The following is a 15,705-nucleotide window of genomic DNA, read 5'->3' as shown; positions in this document are numbered from 1 at the left end:
AGAGTGGTAAAGTAATAATGAGAAAATACATTTTACTTTACCACTCTATCATTTTATCACTTATATTCTGCCCAGTCTATATTCTTCATATCTCCACTCTTTGCCAATTCGGCATGCATAGCCAAAGCAGCACGCAACGCATGGGGAGTTTGAGATTTACCGTCAGTCAGTTTAAGGTAATCCCAAAGAATATTCTTATAGTCGGGATGTACACAGTTTTCAATGATGGCCTGTGCGCGTTCTTTCGGACTTTTGCCACGCAGATCGGCAACTCCTTGTTCGGTAATGATGATATTAACATCGTGTTCACTATGGTCAACATGGGAAACCATCGGTACGATTGCACTGATTTTGCCTTCTTTGGCGACAGAAGGACAAGTGAAGATGGAAATATAAGCGTTACGTGTAAAGTCTCCCGAACCGCCTATGCCATTCATCATCTTCGTACCACCAATATGTGTAGAGTTGACATTTCCGTAGAGGTCAGCCTCGATGGCTGTATTGATTGAAATAACACCCAGTCGGCGTACAACTTCCGGACTGTTTGAAATTTCCGATGGGCGAAGTACCAATTTGTCGCGGAAGAAGTCCATATCTTCATAAATACCGTTTAGGCAGTCGTTGGTAACGGTTAGTGAACAAGCGCTACCGAACTTCACACGACCTTCACGAATTAGTCCGATTACAGAATTTTGAATCACTTCGGTATACATTTCAAACGGAGGAATAGTCTTGTCGCGTCCCAATGCACCCAGTACGGCATTGGCGATGTTGCCTACGCCCGATTGCAATGGCAAGAAAGTAGAAGGAATAATACCACGTTTCATGTCGGCGGCAAGGAAATCGGCTACATTCTGTCCGATTTTGTCTGTCAACGGATCAGCAGCGGCAAAAGAACGCGCTTCATCTGGCCAGTTGGTTTCTACAACGCCTGCAATCTTTTTCGGGTCAACTTGAATATACGGCTTTCCGATACGATCACTCGGCTTGAAAATAGGAATTTCACGGCGATAAGGAGGGTCAAGCGGTTCGTAGACATCATGTAGACCCATGGCGCTTTTGCTGTGGGCAGCATTCAGTTCTATAATGATTTGATCTGCCAGACGGCAAACGGTCGGGGCAATGCCACCGGCAGCTGTCAGGTATATTTTACCATCGGGGGTTACTTCGCAAGCTTCGATAATGGCAACATTTACTTTACCCATGAATCCATAGCGTACTTCCTGAGCCATCTGAGACAAATGGATATCGTTGTAAGCAATCTCACCATTGTTTACAGCTTTGCGGAAATCGGGGTTGGTAGTGTAGGGAGCACGATAGCGGATAGCTTTGACGCGTGAAAGAATACCGTCGCAAGAGTCACCTGTTGAAGCACCGGTAAAGATGCCTACCTGAAAAGGGTTGCCTTTTGCATGTTCTGCTTCCGCAATTTTTGCTAATTCAGCCGTAACGGCTTTTGCCGTTCCTGCGGGAGTAAATCCACTTAAGCCGATGTTGTAGCCATGTTTAATCAGGCTCGCAGCTTCTGCTGCCGAAATGTAATTCAATGCCATAATATATAGTTATTTTTTGCATATAAAGATTTACAAAGTAGTCTTCAGCTATTATTTGACAGTTGTTGTTTATTCATTGCTTTAATATTTTCTCTGTAGTATTTCCGACCAGATAATTGCCCGTCGGGCTTCTTCCGTAGAACGAATATTAAATTCTGAAACTTCATCCGTTTCCTGTACTTCTTCTGGTACCGGAGAGGAAAACTTTTTTTTGAGGGGAGTATTGGTACGGTGTGAAGATTTTTTTTCTGTAATAGTAATGTTTTCCAATTCAGGACCTTTGGGAATAAATCCACCATAAGTTTCATCATCCCGGTTCTCTGGTAGTTTATTCTTTGTATCGGGTATAGGCACGGCAGATCTTTGGCCAGCATTTTTCTTCGCTTCTTTTTTTACTTGTCTGACAATACCGAAAACGATGGTGCCAATAACCAATAGAAATTTAAAAATATCTTCCATATTCTTACTATTTTTCACCGCCAAAGGTAATTATTTAATCTGATTGTAACCAACAAATTGACATTAAAAAAGGGCAGCTTCACAGCTCCCCTTATTTTTTTTAACCTAAACCTTAACTATGAAAAAATCTAATGTTTCTTTCATTCCACAAAATTGTGAATTTCTTTTAATAGCACCAAATTAACACTCAGGAAATGTTTAGCTGGTTAACATTAATTAGTATAAAGTAGCCAATTTGAAGCATTTATGTGTTATTTTTCTATCAATTCGTAAGTTTTTTGGGGGTGAAAAAGTATCTTTGCAGACGAATTAAAAAATAGTAAAACAATGGAAAAAGTAACGGGAGCAGACTTTAAATCTGCAACTGCTGATGACAACAAAAAGTTGTTTATCGAAACCTATGGCTGCCAGATGAATGTGGCGGACAGTGAAGTGATTGCTTCTGTGATGCAGATGGCGGGATATTCTGTGGCCGAAACGCTGGAAGAGGCGGATGCGGTGTTTATGAATACCTGTTCTATTCGGGATAATGCCGAACAAAAAATTCTGAATCGTTTGGAATTTTTTCATTCGCTTAAGAAGAAGAAACGAAATTTGATTGTGGGTGTACTGGGTTGTATGGCAGAGCGTGTCAAGGATGATTTAATTACCAATCATCATGTCGATCTGGTAGTGGGACCGGATGCTTATCTCACTCTACCTGATTTGATTGCGGCTGTAGAAGCGGGTGAAAAAGCCATCAATGTGGAACTTTCCACTACAGAAACCTATCGTGATGTTATTCCTTCACGTATTTGCGGAAACCACATTTCCGGATTTGTGTCCATTATGCGTGGATGTAATAATTTCTGTACCTACTGTATTGTTCCTTATACTCGTGGGCGCGAGCGTAGTCGTGATGTGGAAAGTATTTTGAATGAAGTAGCCGATTTGGTAGCTAAAGGATATAAAGAAGTTACCCTTTTGGGTCAGAATGTCAATTCTTACCGTTTTGAGAAAGTGGATGGCGAAGTGATCAGCTTTCCTATGTTACTGCGTACCGTAGCTTTGTCTGCTCCAGGGGTTCGTATTCGTTTCACTACTTCACATCCCAAAGATATGAGTGATGAAACCTTACAGGTTATTGCCGAAGTTCCCAATGTATGCCGGCATATTCATCTGCCCGTGCAGAGTGGAAGTAGTCGTATTCTAAAATTGATGAATCGTAAATACACTCGTGAATGGTATCTGGAGCGTGTTGCCGCCATTCGTCGTATCATCCCCGATTGCGGTCTTTCTACAGATATTTTTTCAGGCTTTCATTCCGAAACAGAAGAAGATCATCAACTTTCTCTTTCCTTGATGGAAGAATGTGGTTACGATTCCGCTTTTATGTTCAAATATTCAGAGCGTCCGGGTACGTATGCTTCCAAACATCTGCCTGATGATGTCCCCGAAGAAGTGAAAATACGTCGTCTGAATGAAATCATTGCTTTACAGAACCGTCTTTCTGCCAAAGCAAATGCTCATTGTGTAGGCAAGACATACGAAGTGCTGGTAGAGGGTGTTTCTAAACGCAGTCGAAACCAACTTTTCGGACGCACTGAACAAAATCGTGTGGTGGTCTTCGATAGAGGTACACATCGTGTGGGTGATTTCGTTATGGTAAAGATTACCGGATCCAGTTCGGCTACATTGAAAGGGGAAGAAGTTTCTGGAAAATAATAAATTTTATCGTTATTATTATCAAACGATACTCTACAGATTGTATCCGGTAATTGTTGCTATCATATATGTAGTGCCAAGACAGTTTAAGAAAGTATAGAAATATAAAATGCAGAGGGTACGGGCTTCACAGTCCATACCCTCATAATATATTGTAAACTTTAATTTAGATATTACTTTCTGTCATGGCCAGTAAATTTGCTGTATGGTCGATCTGATTGTAATTTACTAAAGTCCAATCAGATTTTTCTGAGGATTTTTCGTAATTTTTATAAGCTACAGGCATATTGTCGTCGTTCATCTCATATACGCTCTTTTTTACATCCTTATCGTAGTTTTTGTGAGATTCGTTCCAACGGGCATAAGACATAGTGATTTCGTTGTCGGCATATTGGTAGGACATTTTGAAATAAGGTATCCATTTTTCTCTAGCACCGTCCCATTTGGATGCGATTTTGGCAGTCAGGCGGTTTTCGTTGTCATACGTAAATTCATAACGCATGTGATTGTAGAGGTAGGCACCATCTTGTTTAAAAATGGTCTTAGCCACTACTAAATCATTTTTTACTTCTTCATTGGTAATGAAATTCTCCTGAGCTTTTACTTCTGAGTTCATAACACTTACGATAACCATTGCTACGAATGCCACTGCTTTGAATAAATTTGTAGTTTTCATAATCTTATTTTTTAATTGTTACTATTTTCATTTTATCTTTAGACGTAAGTACCGAGGTAAAAAGTTGCTTCTTAATTTATCCTTATTTTCTCGAACGTCTTCGCTTAATGATAGTCAATTAGTATGCCAAAAGGTCAAGTTGTTGATTATCAGTTGTTTTTAGGTTTATGAACATGTTCATTATCGAACACTTGTCCGTTTAAAAGTGAACAGAATTATAGATAATTGAAAAATCTTGAATATAAATAGTTCATATAGGTTTTTATTTTGAGATAATTCCAACATGATTTGAGACAGTTTCAAAGACTATTCTAAGAATATATTTTCTATCTTTGTGACAAACATAAAAATAATACCATGATAAGATTTTGTTTGTTTGCTGTGGCGATGTGTTGTTATTGTCTGTCAGCATGGAGTATTGGAACAGCAGAAAAAGCTGTCTATGATTTGATAGAACGGGTAACTCCCGGATATTCTTCTCAGTACCGATTGGAATTGATACCGGATGATGCCGGAAATGATGTTTATGAGATTGAAGGTAATGGAAAGAAAATTATCTTGCGCGGCAATAATTCCATTTCTTTGGCGAGTGCCTTCAATTGGTATCTGAAGTATACTTGTAAAGCGCATGTATCTTGGTTTGGTAATCAGTTGAATTTGCCGAAGCGCCTTCCTCAACCTGCCCGGAAGGAGCGAAAAATCATCAATGGGAAATATCGTGTTTATATGAACTACTGTACAGTGAGTTATACGGCTGCTTGGTGGAACTGGGAACGTTGGCAGAAAGAACTGGACTTTATGGCAATGAACAGCATCAATATGCCGTTGTTCAGTATGGGACTGGATGGAGTGTGGTATAATACATTGTTGCGTTTAGGTTTCAGTGATGAGGAAGCCCGTGCTTTCCTGACAGGTCCCGGACATGCGGCATGGCAGTGGATGCAGAACATACAGAGTTATGGCGGTCCGTTACCCAAATCAGTTATAGACAAACATGTGGCTTTGGGTAAAAAAATATTAGCACGTCAGTTGGAATTGGGTATGCAACCCATCCAGCAAGGCTTTTCAGGATATGTTCCCCGTGAACTGCAAGACAAGTATCCACAAGCAAAAATCAGTATGAAACGGGGTTGGTGTGGTTTTAAGGCAACTGCACAGTTGGATCCTTCTGACCCTTTGTTCCATGAAATCGGACTTGTCTTCTTGCAAGAGCAAGATAAGATTTTCGGCAGTTATGGGGCGTATGCGGCCGACCCATTCCATGAGAGCGCGCCACCGGTTGATACTCCTGAATATCTGCATGGCGTGGGACAGACCATCCATAAACTATTCCAGGAGTTTGATAAAGGTTCTTTGTGGGTGATGCAAGCCTGGAGCCTGCGTGAGGATATAGTGAAGGCTGTGCCTCGTGAAAGTTTGTTGATTTTAGACCTGAACGGTGGGAGGACGGAAAAGTTCAAAGGTATGTGGGGATATCCGGTAGTGATGGGTAATCTTCATAACTTCGGCGGGCGTATCAATATGCACGGTGATATGGCTCTGCTGGCGTCCAATCAGTATAAAAAGGCGAAAGAACGTTACCCAAATGTATGTGGTTCGGGACTATTTATGGAGGCCATCGAGCAGAATCCCGTTTATTATGACCTGGCTTTTGAAATACCCAATCATGCGGATACGGTAGCGTTGAAACCTTGGTTGGCTGCATACGCCGAGCGTCGTTACGGGGCAAAGTCGGATGCCGCAGCCCAAGCCATGTATTATTTATTGGAAGGTCCTTACTGCCGGGGCACGAACGGTACGGAACGCAGTTCTATAGTGGCCGCCCGTCCGGCTTTGGATGTAAAGAAGTCGGGTCCCAATGCCGGATTGGGGATACCATACGATCCGTTGTTGGTAATCCGTGCGCAACGGGAACTGTTGAAAGATGCCGATAAATTGTCTGCATCCAAGCCCTATCGTTTTGACATCGTGGATGTACAGCGCCAATTGATGACCAATCTCGGTCAGTTGATACATAAGCAGGCTGCCGCAGCTTTCCGTGCTAAGGACAAAGCTGCTTTTGCCCTTCATTCCGGTCGTTTCCTCGAGTTGCTGGAAGATATGGATGAGCTGCTTCGTACCCGTTCCGAATATAGTTTCGACCGTTGGCTGACAGAAGCCCGTAGCTGGGGAGATACGCCTGTCGAGAAAGATTTGATGGAAAAAGATGCCACCTCTTTGGTAACGATTTGGGGAGCTGATGGCGATCCGAGTATTTTTGATTATTCCTGGCGTGAATGGGCGGGATTGGTGAAAGGTTATTACCTGCCCCGTTGGCAAAAATTCTATTCTATGCTGCAAGAACATCTGGATGCCGGTACTGAATATAAGGAAGAAGGCTTGAAACTTACGCATGGGCGTGAAGCATTTCGTGCCAATGATTTCTACAGTAAACTGGGCGACTGGGAGCTGGCCTTTGCCGCAAAAACCGGAAAGGCACGTATGCCTGCCACGCAAGGCGATGAATTGCAAATCACCCGCCGTCTGTTCAATAAATACTTGAAGCTTTCCCAAGAGTATTATGCTGATTTCTCCGGTGCGGATACTTTGAAGGAGGAGCGGACTTACGAAAATTTGGGGGAAGATTGATTTTTATTTTATAAATTCAATTTGATTTTTAAATCGATAATGATCTTATTTATTAACTAATATTTATTTACTATGAAAATGAAATTATTACTGTTTGCTATTATAATTGTATTGTGTAGCTCAATGTTTGTATTTATAAGTATAAACAATATGAATCATTTTCGTTTTCATTAGTTAATATTGAAGCTTTAGCAAATGATGAATCTAGCGGTGGAGAGGATGACAAAAAGTGCATTACAGATTATTCATTGGAATATATGTGGCAAGATTGTACTGTTTATAATAATACTTTTGAAACAATCGGAAGATTGGCAGTAAAGTATTCCTGTAATGGATTTGGTATAGAACATTGTAAAAAAGGATATCTCTATATTTATTATGATTGTGATACTTATGAAATAGATGAGGAGGATTTTACTTATGATTCGTTTTATGTAATCAATAAATTTCATAATGAAAAAATACTTAATAGTTAATGCTTTTGTGGTAATTTTATTTATATCCATGGTTTTGGGATGTAAATCAACTGTAAGTTATACTGCAATAAATAATAATGCATTTGTAGTAAATCTTGATACTGTAGAATTGAAACATGATTTTAAACTTTCTAGTGTCTTTGATTCTGTTTTGGTCATACCCTTGGATAATAAAGAGGTTGTAATTGGTAAACTTAATAGAGTTGATGTTTATAAGGATTTGATCATTGTTTTAGATGCAGAATTTGCTAAAGGTGTTTTTGCTTTTGATAAAACGGGACATTTGCTTTATAAGATAGGTAATGTGGGGTTTGGACCTGAAGAATACGCTTCTTGTACAGATTTTGCAATAGACCATGAACTTGGTTTTATCTATATATATGATCGCTTGGGGCATCGAATTTATGTATATGATGTAAATACAGGAAAATATCAACGTACTTTGGATATAGAACGCCATAATATGTTTAATAGGATTTGGTATAGTGGAGGAAATTTATATGCAGTGAGTACTTATTTTCAGCCTAAAAAAGATAATGCACCTTTTTATATATTGAAACAGCTAGATGAGAAAACAGGAAGGTTGATGGGGGAGTGGTTAAATGTGGAAACTTTTAATAAAGGATGGAAAAGTGAGTTTTTAACTACAAATATATTTTATCGACTTAACGAAAATAAAGACCTTTTTGCTTATGGGCTTGCAGATACAGTTCTTTGTTTTAAAGGAGGAGAAATTGTTCCTTATATGGTATTTACGGGAGATAAAGTTATAAAGCCAGAGGAAATATTAGAAGAAGAAAAAGATATATCATTGAGTGCAAGAAAAAGGGTTGAGATGCTTATGAGCGTACAGAGACGGTTAGGGATTCAGAGAAAAAAAATAGTCAATGTAGCTAATTTATATGAAAGTAATGGATATTTATATTTTAATTATGCAACCTGGTCTCGTTTTATGGCTAAATATAATTTAAAAGATAAGGAAGTTACTGTTTATACTAACACGAAAGATGATTTGTTATTTTTATCAAATCCGTATAAATATTCTATGACTTCATTCTTAATGTCTGATACTGGTGGGGTCTATTATCAAGTGGATATGGAAGTATTACCTAATTTGAAATCATGTTTAAATGATGGAGTTTTATCTGATAGAATTAAAAATAAAGGTGTACTAAAGTATATAACAGAGGATTCTAATCCAATCATATTATATTATGAATATAAGAAAGAATAACAATATGCTGCTTGGGAAGGACTATTACGGAGTTTTAATTACAGAAATATTTCAGATACATTAAATACTCCTTATGATAGAAATAGTGGAACTTTAAAAAGATATATTGCATATATAGGGAGTGATGGAAAAATAGAAACACTTTTTTTCCCTGTAAAAAATGAACAGTTTTTAACTCAAGCATATTTGCAGACATTGATGCATAAATTTGATAGTGAGTGAGTTTATTATTAAATCTCCTTAATGAAAACCTTGTAAATCACTTTTTATTTGTTATTTTGCACCAAATTTAGGCTTAGTGCAGTCTGTCCGGTTCAGGCTGCACTTCCTTATTGGTAGAACGTTCGATGAATAAACTCACTATAAAAGCTTGTCCGTTATGTGGCGGTACGCATTTGGAGCGTGCCTTGACCTGCATAGACCATTATGCTTCGGGCGAAGTGTTCCACTTATGCCGTTGTCAGGACTGTGGCTTTATTTTTACGCAAGATTTTCCTGTAGAAGCAGAGATAGGGCGTTACTACGAAACTCCCGATTATATTTCCCATTCAGATACTAAAAAAGGAGCGATGAACTCCGTATACCATTGGGTGCGCAGCTATATGTTGAAGCACAAGGCTCGTTTGGTGGTTCACGAAGCGCATCGTAAAAGCGGTCGTTTACTCGATATCGGTACGGGTACCGGTTATTTTGCCGATACCATGCAGCGCCGGGGTTGGCAGGTGGAAGCGATAGAAAAGAATGCACAGGCACGTGATTTCGCCAAGGAGCATTTCGGACTGGATGTGAAGCCTGATACCGCATTGAAAGAGTATGCTCCCGGTAGTTTCGACGTCATTACCCTGTGGCATGTCATGGAACATCTGGAGACACTTAATGAAACTTGGGAAACACTGCATTCGTTACTCACGGAGAAAGGTGTACTGATTATTGCCGTACCCAACTGTTCCTCTTACGATGCAAAGAAGTATGGAGCTTATTGGGCAGCATACGATGTGCCCCGCCATCTTTGGCATTTTACTCCCGGCACTATCCAGCAATTCGGTTCCAAGCATGGCTTTATTATGGCGGAACGCCATCCGATGCCGTTTGATGCTTTTTACGTGTCTATGTTGACAGAGAAGCACATGCGTCATTCATGTACTTTCTTGAGGGGAATGATTACCGGAACGTTGGCATGGTTCAATGCTTTGGTTAAGAAAGAACGTAGCAGTTCCATGATTTATGTTTTCCGGAAGAAACAACAGATATAAGAATGTGATAATAGTGTGTGGTGAAGAGATATTGTGAGCGTTGTAGTTTATAATTAGTAATTTGTAGTTAACATCATGAAGTCTAAACATAATTCAGTATCCTACTTTGATATGCAGTTCATAACGTCCAGCATCAGTACGACGTTGGTGTTACTGTTGTTGGGGTTAGTTGTATTCTTCGTGTTGGGCGCTCATAATCTTTCCGTTTACGTGAAAGAGAATATCAGTTTCTCCGTTCTCATCAGCGATGACATGAAGGAGAGCGATATCCTGAAATTGCAGAAGAAACTGAATAAGGAAGCTTTTGTAAAAGAGACGGAATATATTTCAAAGAAACAGGCGCTTCGTGAACAGACTGAAGCAATGGGGACAGACCCGCAAGAGTTCCTTGGTTATAATCCCTTCACGGCGTCCATAGAGATAAAACTGCATTCCGACTACGCCAATTCGGACAGTATCGCCAAGATAGAAAAGTTGATAAAGAGGAATACCAATATCCAGGAGATACTTTACCAGAAAGACCTGATAGATGCGGTAAATGACAATATCCGTAACATCAGCCTGATGTTGCTGGGATTGGCAGTGATACTGACGCTGATTTCCTTTGCGCTGATAAACAATACCATACGATTGACTATTTATTCCAAGCGCTTCCTCATTCATACAATGAAGCTGGTAGGTGCGAGTTGGAGTTTTATCCGCCGTCCATTCCTGCGTCGTAATTTTTGGATTGGTGTTTTGGCGGCTGTCATTGCAGATGCCATATTATGGGGAACTGCTTATTGGCTGGTTTCCTACGAGCCTGAGCTGATAAGGGTGATTACTCCTGATGTGATGGTAATGGTGTCTGTTTCCGTATTGGTGTTCGGTGTAATTATCACGTGGTTGTGTGCGCTACTTTCCATCAACAAATATTTGAAGATGAAAGCAAGTTCACTTTACTATATTTAAGTTGAAGTAATCTGAATCGTAAATAGTAAATCGTTAAATCGTAAATAAACAGATGGATAAAAAGAAATTCGCTTTTGATAAGACCAACTTTATCCTCCTTGCCATCGGCATGGCAGTGGTAATCATCGGTTTTATTCTGATGACCGGGCCTTCGTCTACCCCGACGACCTTTGAGCCGGATATTTTCAGTGTGAGACGTATTAAAGTAGCTCCGGTGGTTTGTCTGCTGGGTTTCGTGTTTATGATATATGCTGTGCTTCGCAAACCGCGTGAAAAGGAAGACAAGGTAAAGTAACTTTAATCATAAATTGTACATAATCAAATCGTAAATAATTATAAATGGATTGGTTTGAAGCGCTTATCCTTGGGCTTATTCAGGGATTGACAGAATACCTGCCGGTCAGCAGTAGCGGGCATCTTGCCATTGGTTCTGCTTTGTTCGGTATAGAGGGAGAGGAAAATCTGGCTTTTACAGTGGTGGTACATGTAGCTACGGTATTCAGTACGTTGGTGGTGCTCTGGAAAGAAATCGAATGGATTTTCCGTGGATTGTTCAAGTGGCAGATGAATGACGGGACCCGTTATGTCATAAATATCCTGATATCTATGATCCCTATCGGTATTGTAGGTGTGTTTTTTAAAGACCAGGTGGAAGCTGTTTTCGGTTCGGGATTGCTTATTGTAGGATGCTGTTTATTGTTGACAGCTCTTTTGTTGACTTTCTCTTATTATTATAAACCGAAACAAAAAGAAAATATATCTATGAAAGATGCCTTCATTATTGGTTTGGCGCAAGCTTGTGCAGTGCTTCCGGGACTTTCCCGTTCGGGTAGTACCATTGCTACAGGTTTATTGTTGGGCGATAATAAGGCAAAGTTGGCGCAATTTTCTTTCTTGATGGTGATGCCTCCCATTTTGGGTGAAGCACTGCTTGATGGAATGAAACTGATGAAAGGTGAGGCTATTGCAGGGGATATTCCGGCGTTATCGCTGTTGATAGGTTTCCTGGCCGCTTTCGTTTCGGGTTGTCTGGCTTGTAAGTGGATGATTAATATTGTGAAGAAAGGAAAACTGATATACTTTGCCATTTATTGTGCGATAGCCGGTGTGCTGACGCTGATAGTGTCTTTAGGGGGAAACTGAAGTTGTTGAAGCATATCGGGAATAATATTAATCGTAAATTGTAAATCGTTAAATCGTACATACATTGAATTTTAAAGAAGGCGAAGTAATCTATTTCAATAAACCGCTGGGGTGGACCTCGTTCAAGGTGGTAGGGCATGCCCGCTATCACATTTGCCGGCGAATGGGAGTGAAGAAGTTGAAAGTTGGCCATGCCGGCACGCTCGACCCGCTTGCCACGGGAGTGATGATTGTCTGCACAGGCAAGGCGACGAAGAGGATAGAAGAGTTTCAGTATCATACAAAGGAGTATGTCGCTACTATCCGGTTGGGTGCAACGACCCCTTCCTACGACCTGGAACATGCGGTAGATGCTACCTATCCTACGGAACACATTACCCGGGAGCTGGTAGAAGAAACCTTGAAAAAGTTTGTGGGTGAGATACAACAGGTACCTCCTGCTTTTTCAGCTTGTATGGTGAATGGCAAACGTGCTTACGACCTTGCCCGTAAAGGGGAGGAAGTAGAGCTGAAACCCAAATTATTGGTGATAGACGAGATAGAATTATTGGAATGTAATCTGCCGGAAATCAAAGTGAGGGTTGTTTGCAGCAAAGGTACTTATATCCGTGCTTTGGCGCGGGATATCGGTGAGGCGTTGCAAAGCGGCGCCCATCTCACGGCATTGGAGCGTACCCGTGTAGGTGATATCCGCATAGAAGATTGTCTCAATCCGCTTGATTTCAAAGAGTGGATAGATGCCCAGGAAGTGGAAACAGAAGGAATAGAAAATTAAATTATTAACACGTGCTGTTGCTTTATGTATCATTGGCACATTGGCATATCAGCACATTAGCACATTAAATAGATATGAAACTGTCGCAATTTAAATTTAAGCTTCCCGAAGAGAAGATAGCTTTGCACCCAACGAAGTACAGAGACGAGTCGCGCCTGATGGTGCTTCACAGAAAGACAGGTGAGATTGAACACCGGATGTTCAAGGACATCCTGGAGTATTTCGATGACAAGGATGTGTTTATCTTCAATGACACGAAGGTGTTTCCCGCGCGCCTTTATGGTAACAAGGAAAAAACCGGTGCCCGTATTGAAGTATTCTTGTTGCGTGAGTTGAATGAAGAGTTGCGTTTGTGGGACGTACTGGTAGACCCTGCCCGTAAAATCCGTATCGGTAACAAACTCTATTTTGGTGACGACGACTCCATGGTGGCCGAAGTAATCGACAACACTACTTCCCGTGGCCGTACGCTCCGTTTCCTTTATGACGGGCCGCACGATGAGTTCAAGAAGGCACTGTATGCTTTGGGTGAAACTCCGCTACCCCACAGTATCATCAACCGCCCTGTAGAGCCTGAAGACTCCGACCGTTTTCAATCTATATTTGCACGTAATGAAGGTGCGGTTACTGCTCCTACTGCCAGCCTGCACTTTAGCCGTGAATTGATGAAGCGTATGGAAATCAAAGGAATTGATTTTGCATATATCACCCTGCATGCCGGTTTGGGTAACTTCCGTGATATCGATGTGGAAGACCTTACCAAGCATAAGACCGACTCCGAACAGATGTTGGTGACCGGAGAAGCCGTAAAGATTGTGAACCGTGCAAAGGATATGAACAGGCAGGTTTGTGCCGTAGGTACTACCGTGATGCGTGCCATTGAGAGTACTGTCAGCACAGACGGTCATCTGAAAGAATATGAAGGTTGGACCAATAAGTTCATCTTCCCGCCGTATGACTTTACTGTTGCCAACGCCATGGTATCCAACTTCCACATGCCACTCAGCACGCTTCTGATGATTGTAGCAGCTTTTGGCGGTTACGACCAGGTGATGGAGGCCTATAATGTAGCCTTGAAAGAAAACTACCGTTTCGGCACGTATGGTGACGCCATGTTGATTACGGATAGATAAATTTTCATTTTAATGAAAGTTTATTTCAGTTTAGGAACCAATCTCGGCGATAAGGAGCGAAACCTCCGTCTTGCCGTGCAGAAAATAGAAGAGCGGATAGGGAAAGTGGTTTCCCTGTCCGCTTTTTATGCTACTGCCCCTTGGGGATTTTCCTCAGAGAATATGTTCTTGAATGCGGCAGTATGTGTAGAGACCTCTCTTTCACCATTATCCGTGCTTCATCTTACACAAGAAATAGAGCGGGAGATAGGCCGCGCCCATAAATCAGTCAACGGCATATACAATGACCGGCTGATAGATATAGATTTGCTTCTCTATGAAGACCGGGTACTCGATACGCCCGAATTGAAACTTCCCCATCCATTGATGCAGGAACGCCGTTTCGTGATGGAACCTTTGGCAGAGATTGCCCCCGAATTGGTACACCCGATGTTGAAAAAGAAGATGAGGGAGTTATTTCAGACGTTGATCAAAGACAAAGCGTAGCTTTAAGATTTATGCGTTCCCCATAATTCGTGTAAAATTCCCTTTATTTCTTTTCTTTTATCCCGAAAGTCACAAGCAGCCCTTTGTGGTCGGTAGGCCAGACTCCTTTGGGCAATAAGAACTTGTCTTTGGAGGTTTCCTCCACCCGTCGGTTGCGGACGATACTTCCCTGTGGACCGAAAATCACGGCTTTCTTCAGCCGGATGGCGGGATGGGGATAGTAGAACACGTAGTCTATCCGGTCACGTTCGTCCGACTTAGGTGCCCAGGTCAGCTTCTTGACCGGAATGAGCGGGTTGTCTGCGGGAAAAGTAAATCCGGGATAATTCAATACGTCAGGATACAGTGTGCGGTATGTATCGATAAACCCGCTGTTATCCAGCATCAAGGGAACGGTCCACGGGATAATCAGTCCGTTGTGGTCGTACAAATCTTTTGTCTCACGTATCCAGTCCAGGTGGGAAGGTTCATTGAAATCACCGCCCAGGATGACGATAGCGCCTTCTTCAATATCTTTACGGGCGGCTGCAATGAAATCTTTGATGGCATCATCGCGCAGTGAAGCGTCATTCACTTCCAGAACCTCACGGACGGTTTGCGGGATGGGAATTTCTTTCCAGGTGGAACCGTCGTAACCCCTTACATTATAATATGCGTCGTTCAGATAGTCCAGATGGGCCGTGTAGACAGCTATCTTATGTCCGTTTATGCTACTTGTCATTTTGTAAATGCTTCCGTGGTCGTCCTTTTCGGGATACACGGTCAGAGAATCGGTGATGGGGTGGCGGCTCAGCAGGCCACTGTCGTAACTATAAAAAGAGTAATAAGTTTCCCCTTTGGATTTCAACGATTGTACAATGCGGTTGCAAAAGCGGGTATTGCGGTAATTTCTCACTTCACTGAAAGTTACAAAATCCGGTTTCAGGCGGACAATTTCCTCCACAATGGCATCGTATCCTCCGGGCACTTGCGTCCCTTCTTGCCAGATGTTCCATTGCAAAACGGTAAATTCCTTCTTTTCCTGGCTTCTTCCGAGGGTGGATGCCAACAAAAGCAGGCATACAATAAATAATTTTCTTATCATGATATTTAGAATTAGGTTCGTACAAAGATAATAAATCTGTGTTAATCTCTCTCGTTGGTGATACATATAAAGAAAAAACTCTCTATCTTTGCATCCGAAAACGAAAATGTGGAAAGATTTGAGTAGCTTGCAACCACAGAAAAAAATGCT

The 15,705-nt window shown here is 41.4% G+C and carries 14 protein-coding genes; 10 read left to right on the top strand and 4 right to left on the bottom strand.

Translation table 11 applies throughout. From position 1 onward, the window contains the following. Positions 1 to 56: 56 nt before the first annotated feature. Positions 57 to 1,553 (bottom strand): acetyl-CoA hydrolase/transferase family protein, encoded by a 1,497-nt coding sequence (locus DXC10_RS01700; protein ID WP_117737236.1) that lies wholly within the window; start codon positions 1,551 to 1,553, stop codon positions 57 to 59. 81 nt (positions 1,554 to 1,634) lie between these two features. Further along, the gene (locus DXC10_RS01695; protein WP_101542421.1) at positions 1,635 to 2,012 is read right to left on the bottom strand and encodes a hypothetical protein; all 378 of its coding nucleotides are present in this window, start codon (positions 2,010 to 2,012) and stop codon (positions 1,635 to 1,637) included. 327 nt (positions 2,013 to 2,339) lie between these two features. Here DXC10_RS01695 and miaB point away from each other — a divergent pair, with 327 nt between their 5' ends. Continuing rightward, complete coding sequence (gene miaB, locus DXC10_RS01690; protein WP_117737235.1) at positions 2,340 to 3,716, top strand: tRNA (N6-isopentenyl adenosine(37)-C2)-methylthiotransferase MiaB; 1,377 nt, start codon at positions 2,340 to 2,342, stop codon at positions 3,714 to 3,716. A gap of 166 nt (positions 3,717 to 3,882) precedes the next feature. Here miaB and DXC10_RS01685 read toward each other — a convergent pair whose 3' ends face one another. Further along, the gene (locus DXC10_RS01685; protein WP_101542010.1) at positions 3,883 to 4,392 is read right to left on the bottom strand and encodes a DUF3836 domain-containing protein; all 510 of its coding nucleotides are present in this window, start codon (positions 4,390 to 4,392) and stop codon (positions 3,883 to 3,885) included. Between the two features lie 387 nt (positions 4,393 to 4,779). On the opposite strand from DXC10_RS01685, the gene DXC10_RS01680 reads away from it, so the two are divergent. From DXC10_RS01680 to folK, 9 genes are all read left to right on the top strand, one after another. Further along, a complete protein-coding gene (locus DXC10_RS01680; RefSeq protein WP_187120663.1) occupies positions 4,780 to 7,020 on the top strand; it encodes an alpha-N-acetylglucosaminidase in 2,241 nt (746 codons plus the stop codon). 453 nt (positions 7,021 to 7,473) lie between these two features. Continuing rightward, entirely contained in the window at positions 7,474 to 8,730 is a 1,257-nt protein-coding gene (locus DXC10_RS01670) for a 6-bladed beta-propeller (protein ID WP_117737232.1), read from the top strand. 347 nt (positions 8,731 to 9,077) lie between these two features. After that, complete coding sequence (locus DXC10_RS01665; protein ID WP_101542420.1) at positions 9,078 to 9,983, top strand: bifunctional 2-polyprenyl-6-hydroxyphenol methylase/3-demethylubiquinol 3-O-methyltransferase UbiG; 906 nt, start codon at positions 9,078 to 9,080, stop codon at positions 9,981 to 9,983. A gap of 75 nt (positions 9,984 to 10,058) precedes the next feature. Beyond that, positions 10,059 to 10,934, top strand: a complete 876-nt coding sequence (locus tag DXC10_RS01660) for an ABC transporter permease (protein ID WP_101542007.1) — start codon at positions 10,059 to 10,061, stop codon at positions 10,932 to 10,934. 52 nt (positions 10,935 to 10,986) lie between these two features. Continuing rightward, positions 10,987 to 11,229, top strand: a complete 243-nt coding sequence (locus DXC10_RS01655; RefSeq protein WP_101542006.1) for a DUF3098 domain-containing protein — start codon at positions 10,987 to 10,989, stop codon at positions 11,227 to 11,229. Between the two features lie 44 nt (positions 11,230 to 11,273). Next, positions 11,274 to 12,077: an undecaprenyl-diphosphate phosphatase gene (locus DXC10_RS01650; RefSeq protein WP_101542005.1), complete on the top strand. Its 804-nt coding sequence runs from the start codon at positions 11,274 to 11,276 to the stop codon at positions 12,075 to 12,077. A 64-nt stretch (positions 12,078 to 12,141) separates the two neighbouring features. Continuing rightward, positions 12,142 to 12,852: a tRNA pseudouridine(55) synthase TruB gene (gene truB / locus DXC10_RS01645; RefSeq protein WP_101542004.1), complete on the top strand. Its 711-nt coding sequence runs from the start codon at positions 12,142 to 12,144 to the stop codon at positions 12,850 to 12,852. A 74-nt stretch (positions 12,853 to 12,926) separates the two neighbouring features. Next, positions 12,927 to 13,985, top strand: a complete 1,059-nt coding sequence (gene queA / locus DXC10_RS01640) for a tRNA preQ1(34) S-adenosylmethionine ribosyltransferase-isomerase QueA (RefSeq protein ID WP_101542003.1) — start codon at positions 12,927 to 12,929, stop codon at positions 13,983 to 13,985. A gap of 12 nt (positions 13,986 to 13,997) precedes the next feature. After that, the gene (gene folK, locus DXC10_RS01635; RefSeq protein ID WP_101542002.1) at positions 13,998 to 14,471 is read left to right on the top strand and encodes a 2-amino-4-hydroxy-6-hydroxymethyldihydropteridine diphosphokinase; all 474 of its coding nucleotides are present in this window, start codon (positions 13,998 to 14,000) and stop codon (positions 14,469 to 14,471) included. Between the two features lie 43 nt (positions 14,472 to 14,514). Here folK and DXC10_RS01630 read toward each other — a convergent pair whose 3' ends face one another. Beyond that, positions 14,515 to 15,552 (bottom strand): endonuclease/exonuclease/phosphatase family protein, encoded by a 1,038-nt coding sequence (locus DXC10_RS01630; protein WP_117737354.1) that lies wholly within the window; start codon positions 15,550 to 15,552, stop codon positions 14,515 to 14,517. Positions 15,553 to 15,705 lie beyond the last annotated feature (153 nt).

The sequence above is a fragment of the Bacteroides sp. OM08-11 genome, assembly GCF_003438665.1.
Classification (GTDB): domain Bacteria; phylum Bacteroidota; class Bacteroidia; order Bacteroidales; family Bacteroidaceae; genus Bacteroides; species Bacteroides cutis.
Note: the sequence above shows the minus strand (reverse complement) of the source record. Positions and strands in the feature narration are given on the sequence as shown.

Bases quoted from the DNA above. Each gene is read 5' to 3' on its own strand.
- DXC10_RS01700 (WP_117737236.1), bottom strand. From the start codon at position 1,553: ATGGCATTGAATTACATTTCGGCAGCAGAAGCTGCGAGCCTGATTAAA.
- DXC10_RS01695 (WP_101542421.1), bottom strand. From the start codon at position 2,012: ATGGAAGATATTTTTAAATTTCTATTGGTTATTGGCACCATCGTTTTC.
- miaB (WP_117737235.1), top strand. From the start codon at position 2,340: ATGGAAAAAGTAACGGGAGCAGACTTTAAATCTGCAACTGCTGATGAC.
- DXC10_RS01685 (WP_101542010.1), bottom strand. From the start codon at position 4,392: ATGAAAACTACAAATTTATTCAAAGCAGTGGCATTCGTAGCAATGGTT.
- DXC10_RS01680 (WP_187120663.1), top strand. From the start codon at position 4,780: ATGTGTTGTTATTGTCTGTCAGCATGGAGTATTGGAACAGCAGAAAAA.
- DXC10_RS01670 (WP_117737232.1), top strand. From the start codon at position 7,474: ATGAAAAAATACTTAATAGTTAATGCTTTTGTGGTAATTTTATTTATA.
- DXC10_RS01665 (WP_101542420.1), top strand. From the start codon at position 9,078: ATGAATAAACTCACTATAAAAGCTTGTCCGTTATGTGGCGGTACGCAT.
- DXC10_RS01660 (WP_101542007.1), top strand. From the start codon at position 10,059: ATGAAGTCTAAACATAATTCAGTATCCTACTTTGATATGCAGTTCATA.
- DXC10_RS01655 (WP_101542006.1), top strand. From the start codon at position 10,987: ATGGATAAAAAGAAATTCGCTTTTGATAAGACCAACTTTATCCTCCTT.
- DXC10_RS01650 (WP_101542005.1), top strand. From the start codon at position 11,274: ATGGATTGGTTTGAAGCGCTTATCCTTGGGCTTATTCAGGGATTGACA.
- queA (WP_101542003.1), top strand. From the start codon at position 12,927: ATGAAACTGTCGCAATTTAAATTTAAGCTTCCCGAAGAGAAGATAGCT.
- folK (WP_101542002.1), top strand. From the start codon at position 13,998: ATGAAAGTTTATTTCAGTTTAGGAACCAATCTCGGCGATAAGGAGCGA.